The organism is Marinobacter sp. R17 (assembly GCF_003789045.1).
Lineage (GTDB): Bacteria > Pseudomonadota > Gammaproteobacteria > Pseudomonadales > Oleiphilaceae > Marinobacter_A > Marinobacter_A mangrovi.
The window spans coordinates 34,766-52,937 of sequence record NZ_RHGZ01000011.1 but is presented as its reverse complement, the minus strand read 5'-3'; the positions used below and the strand labels follow the sequence as shown (position 1 = coordinate 52,937).

Sequence of the window (18,172 nt, the reverse complement as noted above, 5' to 3'; positions counted from 1 at the left end):
ACCCAGAACGAGTAGAGATGACGGAAATTGAATGTGTTGAGCATTGACGCCTCCGGTGAGCCGGCCCAGTTCAAGCCTAGGCCAAAGCCACCGGAGGCTCCAACGTCTTAGCTGTCGTCCAGGTGCTTGCCCAGCATCGCGTGGTACAGCTCACGATCGCCGATGGCACCGACGATCGCGCCGCCGTCTTCCACCAACAGGCTGTGGCCGGTGAAATAACGGATCTCCACCGCGTCACGCAGCGGCGTGGACGGGGCGATGCAGGTGGGCTTCTGCTCCAGGCTGTCGATGGCCTGGCCTTCCTGCCAGCTCTGGGTCTGGTAGGTCTGCCCCTGGGTGGTCACCACGGCTTCCATCGATCGTTCCGGCGTATGCAGCCAGGTGTCGTAGCGCTTGTTCAGGCAGCGGTTGCCGTCGGCATCGGCCGGTACGTCGTCGATCGGCAGCATCAGCGAGCGCGCCGCCAGCACGTTGAGCGGGTTGGTGCTGGCCACGAAGCTCTTCACGTAGTCGTTCTGTGGCTGCAGCACGATGGATTCCGGCTTGCCGTGCTGGACGATCTGGCCGTCCTTCATGATGGCGATGTGGGAACCCAGCTTGAGCGCCTCGTCCAGGTCGTGGCTGACGAAGACGATGGTCTTCTGCAGCTCGGCCTGCAGGCTCAACAGCTCGTCCTGCAACTGGTTGCGGATCAGCGGATCCAGCGCCGAGAACGGCTCGTCCATCAACAGGATTTCGGATTCGGTGGCCAGGGCGCGGGCCAGGCCCACCCGTTGGCGCATACCGCCGGACAACTCGTTCGGGCGGCGCTTGGCCCAGTCCTGCAGGCCCACCAGTTCCAGCTGGCGCTTCACTTTCTCGCGCCGTTCGGACTTGCTCAGCCCCTGCAGGTCGAGACCAAAGCCGACGTTCTCCTCGACGGTCAGCCAGGGCATCAGCGCGAAGCTCTGGAACACCATGGAGACCCGGCGGGTGCGGATGTCCCGCTGCACGGATTCACTGGCGTGGGTGAAATCCACCGACTCGCCGTCGTGGTCGATGCGGATGCTGCCGCTGGTGACCGTGTTGAGCCCGTTGATGCAGCGCAGCAGGCTCGACTTGCCGGAGCCGGACAGGCCCATCAGCACGCAGATCTCGCCCTTCTTGATGGACAGGTTGGCGCCCTGGACGCCGACCACCAGGTCGGTCTTTGCACGGATGGCCTCGCGGTCCATCCCCTGTTCGATCATCGGCAGGGCGCGTTGGGGCTGTTTGCCGAAGACCACATTGACGTTTTCGAGTTCAATCATGCGGCACTCTCCCCGGGGTTTTTCTGACGGAAGAAACGGTCCATCCAGATCGCCAGCAGGACGATCGCCAGACCGGCTTCAAAGCCCTTGCCGATATCCACGGTATTCAGGGCGCGGACCACCGGCACGCCGAGACCGTCGGCGCCGACCAGGGCGGCGATGACCACCATCGACAGGGACAGCATGATGCACTGGGTGATGCCGGCGCCGATGGAGCTCATGGCGGCGGGCAATTCCACCCGGAACAGCAGCTGGCGGTTGGTGCAGCCAAAGGCCTTACCGGCTTCCACCAGCTCGGTCGGCACCTGGGAAATGCCCAGGTAAGTCAGTCGTACCGGGGCGGCAATCGCGAAGATCACCGTGGAAATCACGCCCGGCACCACCCCCAGACCGAACAGGGTCAGGGTCGGGATCAGGTAGACGAACGGGGGGATCGTCTGCATCAGGTCGAGGATCGGCTGCAGGCCTTTGTACAGCCATTGGTGATGCGCTGCGTAGATGCCCAGCGGTATCCCGATGACCACACACAGGATGGTGGCGTACAGCACCAGCGACAGGGTCGCCATGGTGTCTTCCCAATAGCCCAGGTTCCAGATCAACAGGAAGCTGATCAGGGTAAAGGCGGTCAGGCCCCAGCGGCGGTGGCGCAGGTGGGCGGCCACGGTGAACAGGGCCACCATCACACCCGGCGGTACCCACAGGAGGCCGTCCGTCAGACCATGGATCAGGCCGCCCAGGTTTTCGGAAACGGCATCGAAGAAGCCGCTGCCGTTGTCGATCAGGAAATTGACAACCTCTTCCATGAAGTCGCCGAATGGCAATTGATGCTCGGTTATCCAGCTCATGGTGTCGTGTCTTTTCAGATTCAAAGGCGTTCCTGCCGCCGGCCTTCATGGCCAGCGGCAGGAGGCGAAAGGCTTACTTGAGGCTGGCCTTGACCGCCGGCAGCGCAGGCTGGCCGTCGATGGTGGTCACGCCGTCCAGCCACTTGTCGAGCGCGGCCGGGTTGTTGGACAGCCACTGGTGCGCGGCATCACGCGGCTCCATGCCGTCGTCCAGGATCAGACCCATCACTTCGTTTTCCATGGTCAGGGAGAATTCCAGGTTGTTCAGCAGTTTGCCGACGTTCGGGCAATCCTGGGTGTAGTTCTTGCGGACGTTGGTGTGCACGGTGGCACCGCCATAGTTCGGACCGAAGTAGTCGTCACCGCCGTCCAGGTATTTCAGGTCGTAATTGGCGTTCATGGGATGCGGTTCCCACGCCAGGAAGACGATCCAGTTGTCGCGACGCACGGCGCGGCCCACCTGGGACAGCATGCCGGCTTCGCTGGATTCGACCACCCGGAAATCCTTCAGGCCGAAGGCATCCTTGTCGATCATGTCCTGGATCAGGCGGTTGCCGTCGTTGCCCGGCTCAATGCCGTAGATGCGATTGTCGAACTGGTCCGCGTGCTTGGCGATGTCGGCAAAGCTGTGGACGCCGGCGTCGTAGACGTACTGGGGTACCGCCAGGGTGTATTTGGCGCCGGTCAGGTTGGTGCGCAGGGATTCCACGTCACCGCTCTCCAGGTACGGGCGGATATCCGCTTCCATGGTGGGCATCCAGTTGCCCAGGAACACGTCGATGTCCTTGTTTTTCAGGGACCGGTATGTGACCGGCACGGACAGGACGTTAGCCTTGGCCTTGTAGCCCATGCCTTCCAGCACTTCGGAGGTGAGTGCGGTGGTGGCGGTGATGTCGGTCCAGCCCACGTCGGCAAACCGCACGGTTTTGCATTCCTGATTGGGCGCGGCGACCGCGGCGCCACTCAGCATGAGACTGCCAAGAGCCAGCAAAAACTTCTTCATCGTTATCTCCTTTCTCCAGCTTGAGGCCGCACCGGAGTCTCCCGGCGTGCCTCTTGGTTTTGAAAGTGCTTCTGTTTTTGAAACATCGTCGTTGTCGTTATCGCGCCACTCCGGGCGCTCTGCTTATCGCTGCTTGTTCTGCCAGTCCGGGTGCTCCCAGACGTCAACAGGCATCGGGGTCAGCGGGTCCCGGCCGCGGATGTGATCCGCGCATTTTTCGGCCAGCATGATGGTGGGGGCGTTCAGGTTGCCGCTCACCACGCTGGGCATGATCGAGGCGTCCACCACGCGCAGGTTCTGCACGCCGTAGACCCGGGCCTGCTCATCGACGACCGCCATCGGGTCATCGGCGCTGCCCATCTTGCAGGTGCAGGATGGGTGGTACGCGCTGTCCGAGTACTGACGTACAAAGGCGTCGATATCGGCATCGGAGGTCATGTCGGCGCCCGGGCGCAGTTCCTGGCCGCGGAAGCGATCGAACGCCTTCTGCTGGAAGATCTCCCGGGTCAGCTTGACGCTCTCCCGCATCTCCCAGCGGTCCCGCTCGGTGCTGAGCAGGTTGGGCTGGATGATCGGGTGATCCCCCGGCTTGTCCGATTTCAGGGTCAGGTAGCCGCGGCTGGTGGGCCGCATGGGGCCGACGTGCACCTGGAAGCCGTGGCATTCGGCGTCCTTGCGGCCGTGGTCCAGCACCTGCGACGGCAGGAAGTGGAACTGGATGTCCGGATGCCGCACGCCGGCCTCACTGCGGATGAAACCGCCCGCTTCCAGGTGCGCCGTGCGGCAGGCACCCCAGTCGTGGTTAAGGAACCACTTCACGCCGGCAATCGTCTTGCCCGGCTGGGTGGTGTACTTGTAGAGCGTGACCGGCTCCTTGCACTCGTGCTGGACGTAGAGTTCCAGGTGGTCCTGCAGGTTCTGGCCGACCCCCGGACGATCCACCTTCACGTCGATGCCGTGCTTTTCCAGGTCGGCCGCCGGGCCAATGCCGGACAGCATCAGCAGCTGCGGCGAGTTGATGGCCCCGCCGCTGACGATCACTTCCTTGCGCGCGGCGACGCGGACGGTCTTGCCGTCCTGCACGTATTCCACGCCCACGGCGGTGTCGCCGTCGAACAGGATGCGATGGGTCATGGCGCCGGTTTCGGCGGTCAGGTTGGGCCGCTCCAGCACCGGGCGCAGGTAGGCCTGGGCCGCGCTCCAGCGCTTGCCCTGCTTGATGGTCATGTCCATCAGGCCGACCCCTTCCTGCTGGTAGCCGTTCATGTCGTCGGTGAACGGGTAGCCGGCCTGCTGGCCCGCTTCGATGAAAGCGTCGAACAGCGGGTTGGGCTCGTCGCCGGTGTGCACGTTGAGCGGACCGTTGCCGCCCCGGTAGTCGTCGGCGCCCTTCTCGCGGGTTTCCGCCTTACGGAAGTAAGGCAGCACGTCCTGGTAGCGCCAGCCGCTGGCGCCCTCGTCGTGCCAGCGGTCGTAGTCGTAGGCGTGGCCGCGGATATACACCATCGCGTTGAGGGCGGAACCACCGCCCCAGACCTTACCGCGCGGCCAGTACAGGCGGCGGTTGTCCATGTGTTCCTGGGGTTCGGTGTGGTAGTACCAGTTGTACTTGTCGTCCATGAGGTTGTACATGAGGGCCGCCGGCATGTGGATCTTCCAGGTGTTGTCCTTCTTGCCCGCTTCCAGCACGAGCACCTGGTCCTGGCCATCCTCGGTCAGGCGGTTTGCCAGTACGCAACCGGCTGAACCGGTGCCCACCACCACGTAGTCAAACTCACGATCAAAATTCAAAACAGACTCCCCTGCGGTTTGCAGTCAATAACCGGGTCAGTGGCGACGGGAAGGCTTGGCCGGGACCGTCCGGGGCCTGGATGGCCCCGGTCGAGCGTACAGGGACGTATTCACAGCGTGTCCCGGCCAAGCCATCCCGTCGGCACGTCTTTCAATGGCTGACGTTAGAACGGCGCTTCGAGCGGCGCCATGCCGACGTAAACGGACTTGGTCTGGGTGTAGTGCTCGATCGCCTCGCGACCGTTTTCCCGGCCCAGGCCGGACAGCTTGTAACCGCCCACCGGCATTTCCGCCGGCGACGCGCCGTAGCTGTTGATCCAGCAGATGCCCGCCTGCAGGCGGTGAATCACCCGGTGCGCCTTGAGCAAGTCGCGGGTCATCACGCCGGCTGCCAGGCCATAATCGGTGTCGTTGGCGCGGCGAACGGCCTCGTCCTCGTCATCGAACGGCAACACCGACATCACCGGCCCAAAGATTTCCTCGCGCACGATGGCCATGTCGTCGCGGCAGTCGGCAAACACCGTTGGCGCCACGAAATAGCCGTTTTCGACGCCGGCCGGACTCAGTTCGGTACCGCCCACAACGAGGCGAGCGCCCTCCTGTTTGCCACTCTCGATAAAGCCCATCACCTTGTCCCGGTGATCGGCACTGATCAGCGCGCCCAGGTTGGTTCGCGGGTCCATGGGATCGCCGGCGACGATGTTGTCCTCGGTACGACGGGCCACCGCTTCCAGGAAGTCTTCATAGACGCCGCGCTGCACGAAAACCCGGGTGACGTTGGTGCAGATTTCACCCTGGGTGTAGAAGTTGCCCAGCATGGCGGCGGACACTGCCTGCTCCAGGTCGGCGTCGTCGAACACCACCAGCGGCGATTTGCCGCCCAGTTCCATGGTGACGGACTTGAGTGACTTCGAAGCATCCCCCATGACGGTCCGGCCGGTGGCCGCTTCACCGGTAAAGGAGACCTTGGCGATGGCGGGATCGGCGGTCAGCATCTGGCCGACGCGATAATCGCCCTGCACCACGTTGAACACGCCCGCCGGCACGCCCGCCTCGATGTAGATTTCGGCCAGCTTGATCGCGCCCAGCGGCGTTTCCTCGGACGGTTTGAAGATCATGCTGTTGCCGCAGGCCAGCGCCGGGGCGGATTTCCAGCAGGCGATCTGCAGCGGGTAATTCCAGGCGCCGATGCCGGCGCACACGCCCAGCGGCTCGCGCCGGGTGTAGAAGAAATCGGGGCCGATCGGCTGGCTGATGCCTTCGATGCTGGAGGCCTGGCCGGCGAAATACTCCACCGCGTCGGCGCCGGTGACCACGTCCACCACGCTGGCTTCCTGCCAGGGTTTGCCGGTGTCCAGCACCTCGACACGGGCCAGCTCGTCGTTGCGCTCACGCAGCAGCGCCGCGGCGCGGTTGAGAATTCGACCGCGCTCCAGGCCGGTCAGCGCCGACCATTCCTGGAAACCGCGCTCGGCGCTTTCCACGGCAGCCTGCATGACCGACTCGTCGGCCTGCTCGACCCGGTAAATCACCTCACCGGTGGCCGGATTCACCACGTCGAAGGTGTCACCGGATTGATTGGCCAGGAAACGGCCATCCACAAAAGACGAATAAACGGGAAGGGTCATGCGGGATCTCCATTGTTCGCGTCGATGGCCTGATCGATGTAGGTCTTGCACAGGGCCACGGCCTGGTCCGGCTCGATGCGGCCCTCACTCATGGCGGCACGCAGCCAGAAACCGTCGATCAGGGCGGCGATGGTCTGGGCCGTGCCCAATACCCGTTCGGCAGGCATCAGGTCACGGAGATAGAATTGCAGGTTGGACAGCAGGCGGCGTTCGTTGACGCGCTGCAGGCGCATCAGCGCGGGGCTGTGCATGGCCTGGGTCCAGAACGCCAGCCAGGTCTTGGCAGACTGGGGATCGGTCTGCACGCTGGAAAAGTTGGCGTCGACGATGGCCATCAGGCGCTCGCGCGGGGTGTCCGGGCGTTCCTGCATCAGCCGCTGCACATCTCCGCCCAACGTCGCCAGCAGATGACGCATGGCCGCTTCGAGCAGCCCCTGCTTACCGCCGAAGTAATGACTCACAATCCCCACGGACATGCCGGACGCCTTGGCGATCTTGCCGATCGTCGCACCCTGGAAACCGTGCTCCTCGATGACCTTCAGCGTGGCGTCAATCAACTGCTGACGCCGGATCGATTCCACATCCAGCCTTGCCATACCCACCTCATGAAACGACTTTGAACACTCATTCAATTCATTGAACACTCATTCAATGCGGATAGCTTAGTCATTCGAGCACTAAATATCAAACCGGCTTTCCGGATCCGAATTTGAGTGCGATGCAGAATCAATCAGCCGATATCGGCCGAATTTCAGCGACAACAAGGCCTTGCCGCCGATAACGGCAACCGCCTATTCGATTAGAACTCAATTGATTTGCGCGCGTCCGGAGAGATCGAAGCGCGCCAGCAAGGCCGGCGTCAGCCGGCGAGGAAGAGGCCCATCAGAACGGGCGACAGGAAGGACAGGATGAAACCCGAGGCGATCGCGACGGGCACGGTTTCCAGGCCGCCGCTGCGGCGGATGATCGGCAGGGTGAAGTCCATGGCGGTGGCGCCGCCGTAGCCGATGGCCATGGCTGGCCGCCGGGCGATGATCAATGGAATCAGCACCAGGGCGATGATTTCCCGCAGGACATCGTTGAGAAACGCCACGCCGCCCCAGGCCGGCCCCAACGCATCCCCCACCACGATGCCCGACAGGGAATACCAGCCAAAGCCCGACGTCAGCGCCAACACATGCATCAGGGGCAGATCATAAAACGGCGCGATCGCCAGGCCCGCCAGCAGCGAGGTCAGCGCCAGGGTGACAGCAATCCCCAGACCCTGCCGGTTCATCAGCAGGCGCCGCAGGGACAGACCGGCATTACGCAACTGCAGGCCGATCAGCAGCAGCAGGAGCATCAGCGCCCCGCTGGCCACGTCCTCGATCCAGCTCACTGCGGGCAACAGCCAGTGGCCCAGCGCCATGCCGGCAATCACCGCCAGCAGTGGTTTTGCCGCACCGAGGAACAAACGCCGGTAACCCACATTGCCCTGACTGTCCTCGGCCGCTGCCAGCGTCATTGGCTGCCAGCGATGCCACAACCAGAGGCCGGCAACGTTGGCGATCAGCAATCCGAAAACCAGGACCAGCACCTGACCGGTCATCCGGTTCAATTGCTCCGCCAATCCCTCAAGCTGGCCCAGGCTGATGCCGAGCAGAGCCAGAATGAGATACACCAACGCTTCCAGCGAATGGTTGATCGTTGACAGTACACGGCGATTCTCGACGTGGAAGGCAAAACCGACAAAGAGAGGCACCAGGATCAGCAGCGCGCTGGCAAGCATAGGGCGTTCCTTGGAAATGGACGATCAGGTGTGGCCGGGAAGGAGGCGGGAGTGTAGCAAAAACCGATCAGAAGGTCAGGTTTCGACCACTGGGTGAAGGGCTGCAGAACGACCGGAATCGCATCGTCCTGCAGCTCGGTCGTCAATTACGGGTAGTGCGATCCTGGATCAGCACCCAGGGGGCAACCACAACAGCCCAGACCGGCGCTTCGGCGTCGTACCAGGACTGGGCACGGTCGGCCGGTACGTCGCCGATCGTGCCGTCCGCCATCCACTGCTGGAAGCGGGCCTTATCGTCAGCGGCCAGAGCCTCGGCCACGGCCAGCAGGTCCAGCGACTCGGCCACGAACACCACCTGCCCGCGGGCAAAATAGGTCTGCAGGTCACGCCAGGGAATCTGGGCGGTTTCCAGGTTGAGCTTGTCGCGCAGGTTCTCGGCGGGCTGTTCAGTGGCCATCGGGTCTCCGTTCGGTGATGCGTATCAGTTGGTCGGCTGCTGTTGCTGCATATTCTGCTGCTTGCGCGCCTGGGCCTGCATGAAGTCCATGATTTTCTGCTTGTTCCGTTCGAGCACTTCGCGGTCGTTGTCCGACACCTTGTCGGCGATGTTGCCGAACTGCTGCTTCATTTTCTGACGCGCCTGCTCCGGCACATTGGGGTTGTTCATCATGGCTTCCTGGGTTTGGGCGAGGAAGCCCATCATCACCCGGGCCTGCACTTCCAGCAGCTCTTCCACGGAATCAAAGCCGTTCTTTTCCGCCACGCGGCGCACGTCGGAATCCGCGTCGACCTTCTCCAGCGCTTCCGTCATGCTCTCGGCCATGGCTTCCGGATCGAAATCCTCGGCCCGGGGATCCAGCCGCGGCGGACGCTCGTCTTCCGGCAGCGATGCCAGACGCTGACTCACTTGCTCCATCACCGGCTGCAGCTCGTCCATGGCCCCCAACAGGTTGTCGAGCCGCTCGTCGGTCAGCGGGGCATCCGCCTGTACGGACAGTGTGACCAGGGCCAGCATGACACCGGCCAGCCAACGTCCCATGATTTGCCTCATTCTGCTCTCCTTTTCGCTGTGGCCGGCCGGGATCTCGTTTCTGCTCCAGCACGCAATGATTAGTGTTCGGGCACGTTCCCGCCTCCGGACGGACGTTCCCTGAATCAGGATGCGGTCCATCCTGTTACGCACGCCGGGCAGTCGGGGATTTGTGGACCTGGACCCGAAATCCGGAATTATCCAGACAATGTCCAAAAATTCCCAGAGTCAGCGTGGCATGATTTCCCGGGGCGAACAAGCGCCCGCGTTACCCGGTCGACTGCTCACGCCAGATCGCCCGGACCGATTCCGCCAGCGTCATGGGGTCGAAGGGCTTGGCGATGGTGCCTGCCGCCCCCAGCGCCCGGTAGGCCGCCTGTTCGTCGGGGTCGGCCCGGGCGGTCATGAACACCACCGGCACCGCCGCGACCGCCGGAATCCGGCGCAGCGCAGACAGGGTTTCCGGGCCATCCATGCCGGGCATCAGCACATCCAGCAGGATCAGCTGGGGCGCGTTTACCGGTGCCACCTGCAGCGCTTCCTCGCCGGACGCGCAAACGATCACCTCAAGGCCACCAATGGCGCCGAGGGCGAGCTCGGCGACCGCCCGGATGTCCGGCTCGTCCTCTACACACAGCACGCGTTCAAGGTCCGTCATTGTCGATCATTCCAGCGGTTGTCGTGAGCGCGGCGCATCCTCCGCCATCGGGCCGTCGGGGTCAATGGTCAGCTCCTTCCGACGCGGGCGGCTCGCTACCCAACCGGCGCATCAACGTGCGGTATTCCGGAGACTCCCGGGCCCCGTCGGCAAACAGGGCCGCGGCCCGCATGATCAGCCGGCTCTGGTGGGTGGCTCCGTGGGGCAGGCTGTGGATCGCGCCCACCAGATCCCGCAGCTGAAGCGGCAGGCGCCACTGGACTTTCAGTCGATTGCCCAGCGGCTGGGCCCAGTCCCGGATCAGATCGTCGATGTCGGCGTCGGACAGCTCGCCGCCGGCGCCCAGGTATTGCTGCAGGACGCTGAGCACCGCCAGTTCACCGATCCGTCCCATCAGCCCCGCGGTGTAGCACAGCACCGGATCCTGGCCCAGCTGACGGGCCAACCGGCTGGCCTCCAGGGCGACCCGGTCACTCAGCTCAGCGTAGGTTTTTGCCTTGTCTTGCAGGCGGGGATCGCTGAGGTCGTGGGCATGATCCAGTGCCATGCCCAGAGCAATGTTCAATGCCATGTCCACACCGAGGGTGTTAATGGCATCCCGCAGGGAGTCGACGGACTCGCCGCTGCGGCGATAGGAGCTGCCGTTGGCGACATCAAGAAGGCGCATCACCAGGGAGGTCTCGTCCCGCCAGCGTTCCGCCAGCTGGCTCGGTGAGATCAGGTCGTCCCGATGCATCAACTCCAGCATGCTGGCCGGGTCCAGACTGGTGGGCAGCAGGATCTGCCCCTCCATGGCGTCGGCGAACAGGGGTTCCGGCCCGCCGATGGCATAGCTCGCAGGTTCACCCTCCACCAGTAGGCTCTTCAGGCGATCGTGCACTACCGTGACGTCGAACGGCTTGGTGATAAAGCCATTGATGTGGTGCTTGGCCGCCATCAGGACGGACTGACGGTCGGAACGACCGCTGATCATGACAATGGGCACCTCGGAATCCTGACGTCGGACATGGCGCACAAAATCCAGCCCGGAACCGTCCGGCAGGTTCCAGTCGCAAAGGATGAGATCAACCTTGCCCGGCTGCCACTCGGCGACGGCATCCTGATAGCTGCCCAGGAGGCGGACGCGGCCGTGGGGATACAGGCTCAGGACGATAGTTTCCAGCAGTTCGGCCACCAAAAGATCGTCTTCCAGAATCAGGATGGCCATCAGTCGTTGGCCGTCCAGACGCGCACGTCCTGCTGGGCATCCGGTTGCCGGTCGGCGAGTACCTGATCGGCGGCGGCCAGCGCGGCGTCGGCACTGGCGAACGTCCCCAGCTCCACCAGACCGACACTGAGTGTGGCGCGGAATGACCGGACACCGGACTGGAATTCCAGCGCCGAGAACTGCTCGCAAATCGCCTCGAAAACCCCGCGGGCCTGCTCATCGGTACAGTCCGGCAGCAGCACCACGAACTCCTCCCCGCCGTATCGACCGATCAGGTCGGAACTGCGCAGACGCTGGCGAAGCACATCCGCCAGGCTGCGGATCACGATATCGCCGGAGGTGTGGCCGTAATCCCGGTTCAACTGGCGGAAATCGTCCAGGTCGAGGATGGCCACTACGGAACGACGGCCGTGACGACGAACCTGCGCATGCTCGCGCGCCACCGCCTGGCGGATGCGCGAGGCGACCAGGGTGCCGGACAGGCGGTCCCGGGAAATCTGGCGGGCCATCTGCCGGGCGCGATAACAGCGGGAGCGGACGGCAGTGATCAGCGATCGGTCGGTCAGCGGGCCGGTCAGGACGTCTTCGGTATCCAGGGCGTCCTGGTCGACATCGCCGGGGCCGGCCGTCAGGAACACCACCGGCAGATCCTGCCACTCCGGCTGCAGGCGCACCATCCGGGCCAGCACGGGTCCACTGCAAGGACCAACCCGGGTTTCCAGCAACAGGATGTCCGGTCGGAACGCGGGCAACTGGGCCAGGATGTCGGCGGGCTCGACCACCACCCGGACTTCCATGCCGGCCGACGCCAGCACCGCCTGGGCATGCATCACCCGGGCACGGTCGTCATCCACCAGCATCACGCGGCTGCGCCGGGCCGACTGAAACTCGCCGACGGCCGCCTCGATCCGCTCCACCAGCGCCGGCACGTCCACCGGCCGCAGGAACAGGCCGCCCGCGCCGCTTTCCGCCACCCGGTAACGCAGCTCGAACGAATCCTGCCCGGCCAGGTAGATCACCGGCAGGATGTGGGGGTGACTGGTCATCTCCAGATCCTGCAGCTGCGGTTGCAGCGCCGCGTCCGCCACGACAACGACGGGGCCGTCGTCCGGCAGGCTGGCGCGAATCGCCTGGATTTCCACCGGGTCCTGCACCCACTGCACGTGATAGCCGTGCTCCTGCAGGCGCGACGCCAGGGGCGAGGCCTGCGCCACGTCCGGGTCGGCCAGGATCACACGGGTTGGACTGACCTGGGGAATGTCCGTGGCAACCGGCTCGTCGTCATCGTCCGGCAGATAGGGCTCGCGCGGGTCACCTGCGGCCAGCGGCGCGGTGTCGTCCAGGAAGTCGGACAGACTGTGGATCCGGGCCAGGAAGGCGTCATCCAGTATCTGCTGCAGCTGGTCCGGCAGGCCGGGCGTGGTGATGTCGGCCTCGACCAGTGGCTGCAGCCGGGTTTCCAGGTCCCGCGCCTCTTTTCCCAAGGCATCCAGGCCAAAGGTGCCGGCGCCACCGGCAATGCGATGCAGGATCTGATAAGCCTCGCGCGCGCGCTGGATACCGGCGGCATCGGCCTGGCGGGGGGCCAGCAGGCGCTGCAGTTCTTCCAGTTCACCTTTGACTCGCGCGGCAAATCGGGTCTTCAGAGCCTGAAGCCGGCCTTGTACATCAGGAGCACTCAAAATATCGCCATCCAAGCAGTTGGAGAGCCCTGGACGATCCGGGCTCCAGCCCGCCGCGCAGAGACTCGTCGCAGAACCCCGAAGCCCGCCGTGTCCGCGACGGGCCTCTTTCAAACTCACTATAGACGGCGATCCTACAGAAACAAACTGTCGAAAGGACCGATATTTACGGGACTTTAATCCGAATCCACCGGATTCCGTCCATAAAAAAACCCGCCCTGGCGTTCACCAGGACGGGCCTTACTCAGCGACAGGATGCCGATATCAGGCCGCCTTGATCATCTCCCGCAGCACATAGTGCAGGATACCGCCGTTCACGAAATAACCGGCTTCGTTGACGGTGTCGATCCGGGAGATCAGCTCGACGGACTGCTCCTGGCCATCCGGGTACGTCACGGTCATGGTGACTTTCTGCCCCGGAGTAACCTTATCGCCCGCCATCCCGGTCAGGCTGATCGTCTCCTCACCGGTGAGCTTGAGCGACTTGCGGTCCGTACCTTCCGGGAACTGCAGGGGCATCACGCCCATGCCGATCAGGTTGGACCGGTGGATCCGCTCGAAGGACTCGGCCACCACGGCTTTTACGCCCAGCAGGCGAGTGCCCTTGGCCGCCCAGTCGCGGCTGGAGCCCGTGCCGTATTCCTTGCCGGCAATCACCACCAGCGGCGTGTCGTCCTCGACGTACTTCATGGCGGCATCGTAAATGGCCATTTGTTCACCGGACGGGATGTGGCGGGTGAATCCCCCTTCCACGCCATCGAGCATTTCGTTCCTGATGCGCACGTTGGCGAAGGTGCCGCGCATCATGACCTCGTGGTTGCCCCGGCGTGAGCCGTAGGAGTTGAAGTCTTTCGGCTCCACCCCGTGCTCCTGCAGGTAGCGCCCGGCGGGGCTGTCCGCCTTGATGGAACCGGCCGGTGAGATGTGGTCAGTGGTCACCGAGTCGCCCAGCAGCGCCAGGATGCTGGCGCCCTTGACGTCCTCTACCGGGTCCGGCTCGCGACCCATGCCTTCGAAGAAGGGCGGGTGCTGGATGTAGGTGGACTTGTCGGACCACTCGTACACCTTGCTCTCCGGTACCTTGATGGACTGCCAGGTGGCGTCGCCGTCGAACACCTCGGCGTATTCCTTGCGGAACATGTCGGTCTTGACCTTCTCCACCGCCTGGGCAATTTCGTCCTGGGACGGCCAGATGTCCTTCATGTAGACCGGGTTGCCGTCCTTGTCGGTGCCCAGCGGATCCTTGGTCAGGTCCAAGCGGACGTTGCCGGCCAGCGCGTAGGCCACCACCAGCGGGGGCGACGCCAGCCAGTTGGTTTTCACCAGCGGATGCACCCGGCCCTCGAAGTTGCGGTTACCGGACAGCACCGAGGCCACGGTCAGATCGCCCTTCTCGATGGCTTTCTCGATCGGATCCGGCAGCGGACCGGAGTTACCGATGCAGGTGGTGCAGCCGTAGCCCACCAGGTTGAAGCCGAGTTGGTCCAGGTCTTCCTGGAAGCCGCCGGCCTTGAGGTAGTCGGTGACGACCTTGGAGCCCGGCGCCAGCGAGGTCTTCACCCAGGGCTTAGTGGTCAGCCCCTTCTCCAGTGCCTTCCGCGCCAGCAGGCCGGCGGCCATCATGACGCTCGGGTTGGAGGTGTTGGTGCAGGACGTAATCGCCGCGATCACTACCGCGCCCGGGTCCAACCGGAATTTCTGGCCGTTGTGCTCGGTGTGCTGACTGGCGGCGTGTTCGTAGCTCTCTTCAACACCCACTGCCGACTGGCCGCCTTCGGATTGCAGCTTGCCGTCCTCGGTGCCGCCGTTATTGGTCGTGTCGCTGGTGTTCATCAACAGCTCGAAGGTGGACTTCATGTTGGTCAGCGCGACCCGGTCCTGCGGACGCTTGGGACCGGCCAGACTGGCTTCCACGTCGCCCATGTCCAGTTCCAGGGTATCGCTGTAGACCGGTTCATGGCCCGGCTCGCGCCACAGGCCCTGGGCCTTGGCGTAGGCTTCCACCAGCTCGATCTGCTCTTCTTCACGGCCAGTCAGGCGCATGTAGTTCAGGGTCTGTTCGTCCACCGGGAAGAACCCGCAGGTGGCGCCGTATTCCGGCGACATGTTGGCGATGGTCGCGCGGTCGGCCACCGGCATGTCTTTCAGGCCGTCGCCGTAGAATTCCACGAACTTGCCGACCACACCGCGCTTACGCAGCATCTGGGTGACCGTCAGCACCAGGTCGGTGGCGGTGATGCCTTCGCGCAGCTTGCCGGTGATCTTGAAGCCCACGACTTCCGGAATCAGCATGGAGACGGGCTGGCCCAGCATTGCCGCTTCCGCTTCGATACCGCCGACACCCCAGCCCAGGATGCCCAGGCCGTTGATCATGGTGGTGTGGGAATCGGTGCCCACCAGGGTGTCCGGATAGGCGTAGGTCTTGCCGTCCTGCTCTTTGGTCCAGACGGTCTTGCCCAGGTACTCGAGGTTGACCTGGTGACAGATGCCGGTGCCCGGCGGCACCACACGGAAGTTATCGAAGGCCTGTTGGCCCCAGCGCAGGAACTCGTAGCGTTCCTGGTTGCGCTCCATTTCGATGGCCACATTGTCCTTGAAGGCGGAGGCGTCGCCGAAATGATCCACCATGACCGAGTGGTCGATGACCAGGTCCACGGCGGACAGCGGTTTGATTCGGGCCGGATCTTCGCCGGCAGCCTTCATGGCGTCGCGCATGGCGGCCAGATCCACAACACCCGGTACCCCGGTGAAATCCTGCATCAACACCCGCGCCGGGCGGTACTGGATCTCGGTGTCGGAATGGCGCTTGTCCAGCCACTGGTGCATGGCCTTGAGGTGGTCTTCGGTGACGGTATCGCCATCCTCGTTGCGCAGCAGGTTTTCCAGCAGCACTTTCAGTGAGAACGGCAAGCGGGATACGTCGCCGAGGCTGTCGCCCGCCTTGGGCAGACTGTAGTAGTGGTAGGTCTTGCCGCCGACGTCCAGGCTGGCAAGGGTATTCAGACTGTCGTGACTGATACCTTCTTTCGACATGTAACGCCTCCTTTCCTTATCGCATTCGAAGTGTCAAAGGGCGTGGCAGGGCGCTTCTGACCATTCCCGGCCTCCAGAACCTGTCAGAAGCTCCCGCGATCTCTCTCATCAGATGGCTTATTAGCCTGCGCCAGATAAACCCGCTTGACCAGTTACTCCTTACTATTGCATTGATTTGGGCGACTTCAACCGCGTTTCCATGAATGTTCAGCATAACGACGGTGAATGCGGGCGGCGCGCCGACACCCCATTGACGGCCTCTATTTATCCAGCCGGAACGCCTTCATCTGGCGCGCCAGATCGTCCGCCATGGCGCGCAATGCCTCGACTTCCCGATTGGCGGCCGTCATGTCCTCGCTGGAGCGTGCGCTCAGTTCCGAGATGTTCTGGACGTTGCGGCTGATGTCCTCGGTCACCGAGCTCTGTTCCTCGGTGGCGGCGGCCACCTGGTGGCTCATGCCGACAATCCGGTCGACGCTTTCGCCGATCTCGTCGAGGGATTCGCCCATGCTTCGGGTGGCGTTCACGGTCGCCTCCGTCGCCTGTTCCCCGGCCTGCATGGCCTTCACCGACCGGGCCGAGCCCTGCTGCAGGCGTTCGATGATGGTCCGGATTTCCTCCGTGGAGCTGTGGGTCTTCTGCGCCAGACTGCGCACTTCGTCGGCCACGACCGAGAAGCCCCGGCCATGCTCCCCGGCCCGGGCCGCTTCGATGGCCGCGTTCAGGGCCAGCAGGTTGGTCTGGTCGGAGATGGCGTTGATCACATCGATCACCCTGCCGATGTCCTCCACTTCCCGCGCCAGCTGCTGAATGGCCGCCGCCGATTCACGAATATCGTCCGCCATGCCGCCCACCTGGCGGATGGATTCAGACATCGTCTCGCGGATGCGGCCGGCATGATGGCCCACCTGCTCCAGTTGATTGGCGGTTTCCGTCGCGTTCTGTGCAATCTCCTGTACGGTGGTTTCCATCTCATAGACCGCCGTCGCCACGGATTCGGTCAGGTGACTCTGCTCGCCGGCCCGGGTGGTGTTGGACGCCATCACGTCGGAAATCTGCTCCACGAACCGCTGCAGGCGCTGGGCGGTTTCCAGCAATCCCCGGATCATATCCCGCTGGGACCGCACGAACCCGTTGAACCCGGTCGCCAGTTCACCCAGTTCGTCCTTGCTGTCGACCGTCAGTTCCTGGGTCAGATCGCCCCCGCCCTTGCCGATTTCGGTCAAGGCTCCAGTGATCCGCTTCAGTGGCCGGGTCATGCGGGTGGCCACCAGCGCTACAATCCCGAGGAACAGCAACGCCACCAGCAGGCCCACCACCAGTGAAATGGTATTGGCCCGGTTGGCGGCGGCGTAGATCTCACTCGCCGGTACTTCGGCGACGATGCGCCAGTCGGTCATGGACAGCGGCAGACTGGCGGCCAGGTAGTCCGTGCCGTCCCGGGAGAACTCGCTGACGGTGTAGCCTTTCCCGGATTGCAGAGCCTTCGCCGTATCAGGTGTCGTGACGGACGACAAGGTCTGTCCGGTCTTGTCCAGATCCGGGTGAATGTTGATATGCCCATCGGACGACACCAGGTAGACGATCCCGGTGTCGGCAAAGCGGAATTTGCGGATGCGCTCGGCCATCTGGTCCAGCCCCAGCCCAATACCCGTGACCGCCACCGGCTGGCCCTGATTCTCCATGCGCACGTTGATGAACAGCATGGGCTTGCCGGTGGTCTTGTCCACGTCCAGCGACAGTGCGCGCTTTTCACCACTGTCGAGGAAGCTGTAGAACCAGTCGTCCTGGCCGCGCTTGATCACGCGTTCAATGCCGTCCTGGGTGTAGTAATTCTGGGTTTCGGCCGAGACGAAGTGAGCCGAGACGGCATTCTGGCGACTGCGGACATTGCCGAGGAAGCGCTTTACCGGGCCCAGGCTGTCTTGCGGCTCACCGGCGGCAATCCAGTCTTTCAGGTAGCTGTTGTCGGCAATCATTTCCGAGGCAGTCAAGGGGGACTGCAGGTCGCGCTCCACCGAGCGGGCGATGGACTCCACGCTGGCCGGCAGCGCCGTGTCCAGCAAGTAGCGGTCCAGCAGACCGCGCATCTGCACGATATTGAGAGCAATCAGGACAAAGGTGCTGACGAGTAATGCCGCGCCCATGCCGACAATCAGCTTCAGACGAATGCCCATCGGTGGCGACTCCTGGAAAACCGTTTCGAGCTTTTTTTGAGGTGAATACTGCCCTTACAGT

Annotated in this window: 14 protein-coding genes; all 14 read right to left on the bottom strand. The window is 63.6% G+C overall.

Going from position 1 to position 18,172, the window contains the following annotated elements:
- Positions 1–107: 107 nt before the first annotated feature.
- The 14 genes from choV to EB809_RS09775 all read right to left on the bottom strand — a co-directional run bounded on the left by choV (position 108) and on the right by EB809_RS09775 (position 18,111).
- Positions 108–1,289, bottom strand: coding sequence for a choline ABC transporter ATP-binding protein (gene choV, locus EB809_RS09840; protein ID WP_123634643.1), 1,182 nt, complete (start codon positions 1,287–1,289; stop codon positions 108–110).
- On the bottom strand, positions 1,286–2,134 hold the full coding sequence (gene choW / locus EB809_RS09835; protein ID WP_123634642.1) for a choline ABC transporter permease subunit: 849 nt from the start codon (positions 2,132–2,134) through the stop codon (positions 1,286–1,288). The genes choV and choW overlap by 4 nt, the downstream gene beginning before the upstream one ends.
- A gap of 73 nt (positions 2,135–2,207) precedes the next feature.
- Positions 2,208–3,137 carry a choline ABC transporter substrate-binding protein gene (locus tag EB809_RS09830; protein ID WP_123634641.1) on the bottom strand — a complete coding sequence of 310 codons (930 nt, stop codon included), beginning with the start codon at positions 3,135–3,137 and terminating at the stop codon, positions 2,208–2,210.
- Between the two features lie 123 nt (positions 3,138–3,260).
- Positions 3,261–4,928: a choline dehydrogenase gene (gene betA, locus EB809_RS09825; protein WP_123634640.1), complete on the bottom strand. Its 1,668-nt coding sequence runs from the start codon at positions 4,926–4,928 to the stop codon at positions 3,261–3,263.
- A 164-nt stretch (positions 4,929–5,092) separates the two neighbouring features.
- Positions 5,093–6,556 (bottom strand): betaine-aldehyde dehydrogenase, encoded by a 1,464-nt coding sequence (gene betB, locus EB809_RS09820; protein WP_123634639.1) that lies wholly within the window; start codon positions 6,554–6,556, stop codon positions 5,093–5,095.
- Positions 6,553–7,152: a transcriptional regulator BetI gene (gene betI / locus EB809_RS09815; RefSeq protein WP_123634638.1), complete on the bottom strand. Its 600-nt coding sequence runs from the start codon at positions 7,150–7,152 to the stop codon at positions 6,553–6,555. The genes betB and betI overlap by 4 nt, the downstream gene beginning before the upstream one ends.
- 263 nt (positions 7,153–7,415) lie before the next feature.
- Entirely contained in the window at positions 7,416–8,324 is a 909-nt protein-coding gene (locus EB809_RS09810; protein ID WP_123634637.1) for a lysine exporter LysO family protein, read from the bottom strand.
- Positions 8,325–8,466: 142 nt separating this feature from the next.
- On the bottom strand, positions 8,467–8,781 hold the full coding sequence (locus EB809_RS09805; protein ID WP_123634636.1) for a DUF2288 family protein: 315 nt from the start codon (positions 8,779–8,781) through the stop codon (positions 8,467–8,469).
- Between the two features lie 24 nt (positions 8,782–8,805).
- Complete coding sequence (locus tag EB809_RS09800; protein WP_123634635.1) at positions 8,806–9,375, bottom strand: hypothetical protein; 570 nt, start codon at positions 9,373–9,375, stop codon at positions 8,806–8,808.
- A gap of 247 nt (positions 9,376–9,622) precedes the next feature.
- Positions 9,623–10,012, bottom strand: coding sequence for a response regulator (locus EB809_RS09795; protein WP_123634634.1), 390 nt, complete (start codon positions 10,010–10,012; stop codon positions 9,623–9,625).
- A 61-nt stretch (positions 10,013–10,073) separates the two neighbouring features.
- Positions 10,074–11,219, bottom strand: a complete 1,146-nt coding sequence (locus tag EB809_RS09790) for an HDOD domain-containing protein (RefSeq protein ID WP_123634633.1) — start codon at positions 11,217–11,219, stop codon at positions 10,074–10,076.
- Positions 11,219–12,901, bottom strand: a complete 1,683-nt coding sequence (locus EB809_RS09785) for a diguanylate cyclase domain-containing protein (RefSeq protein ID WP_123634632.1) — start codon at positions 12,899–12,901, stop codon at positions 11,219–11,221. The genes EB809_RS09790 and EB809_RS09785 overlap by 1 nt, the downstream gene beginning before the upstream one ends.
- Before the next feature lie 264 nt (positions 12,902–13,165).
- Positions 13,166–15,934 (bottom strand): aconitate hydratase AcnA, encoded by a 2,769-nt coding sequence (gene acnA, locus EB809_RS09780; RefSeq protein ID WP_123634631.1) that lies wholly within the window; start codon positions 15,932–15,934, stop codon positions 13,166–13,168.
- A gap of 260 nt (positions 15,935–16,194) precedes the next feature.
- The gene (locus tag EB809_RS09775; RefSeq protein ID WP_123634630.1) at positions 16,195–18,111 is read right to left on the bottom strand and encodes a methyl-accepting chemotaxis protein; all 1,917 of its coding nucleotides are present in this window, start codon (positions 18,109–18,111) and stop codon (positions 16,195–16,197) included.
- Positions 18,112–18,172 lie beyond the last annotated feature (61 nt).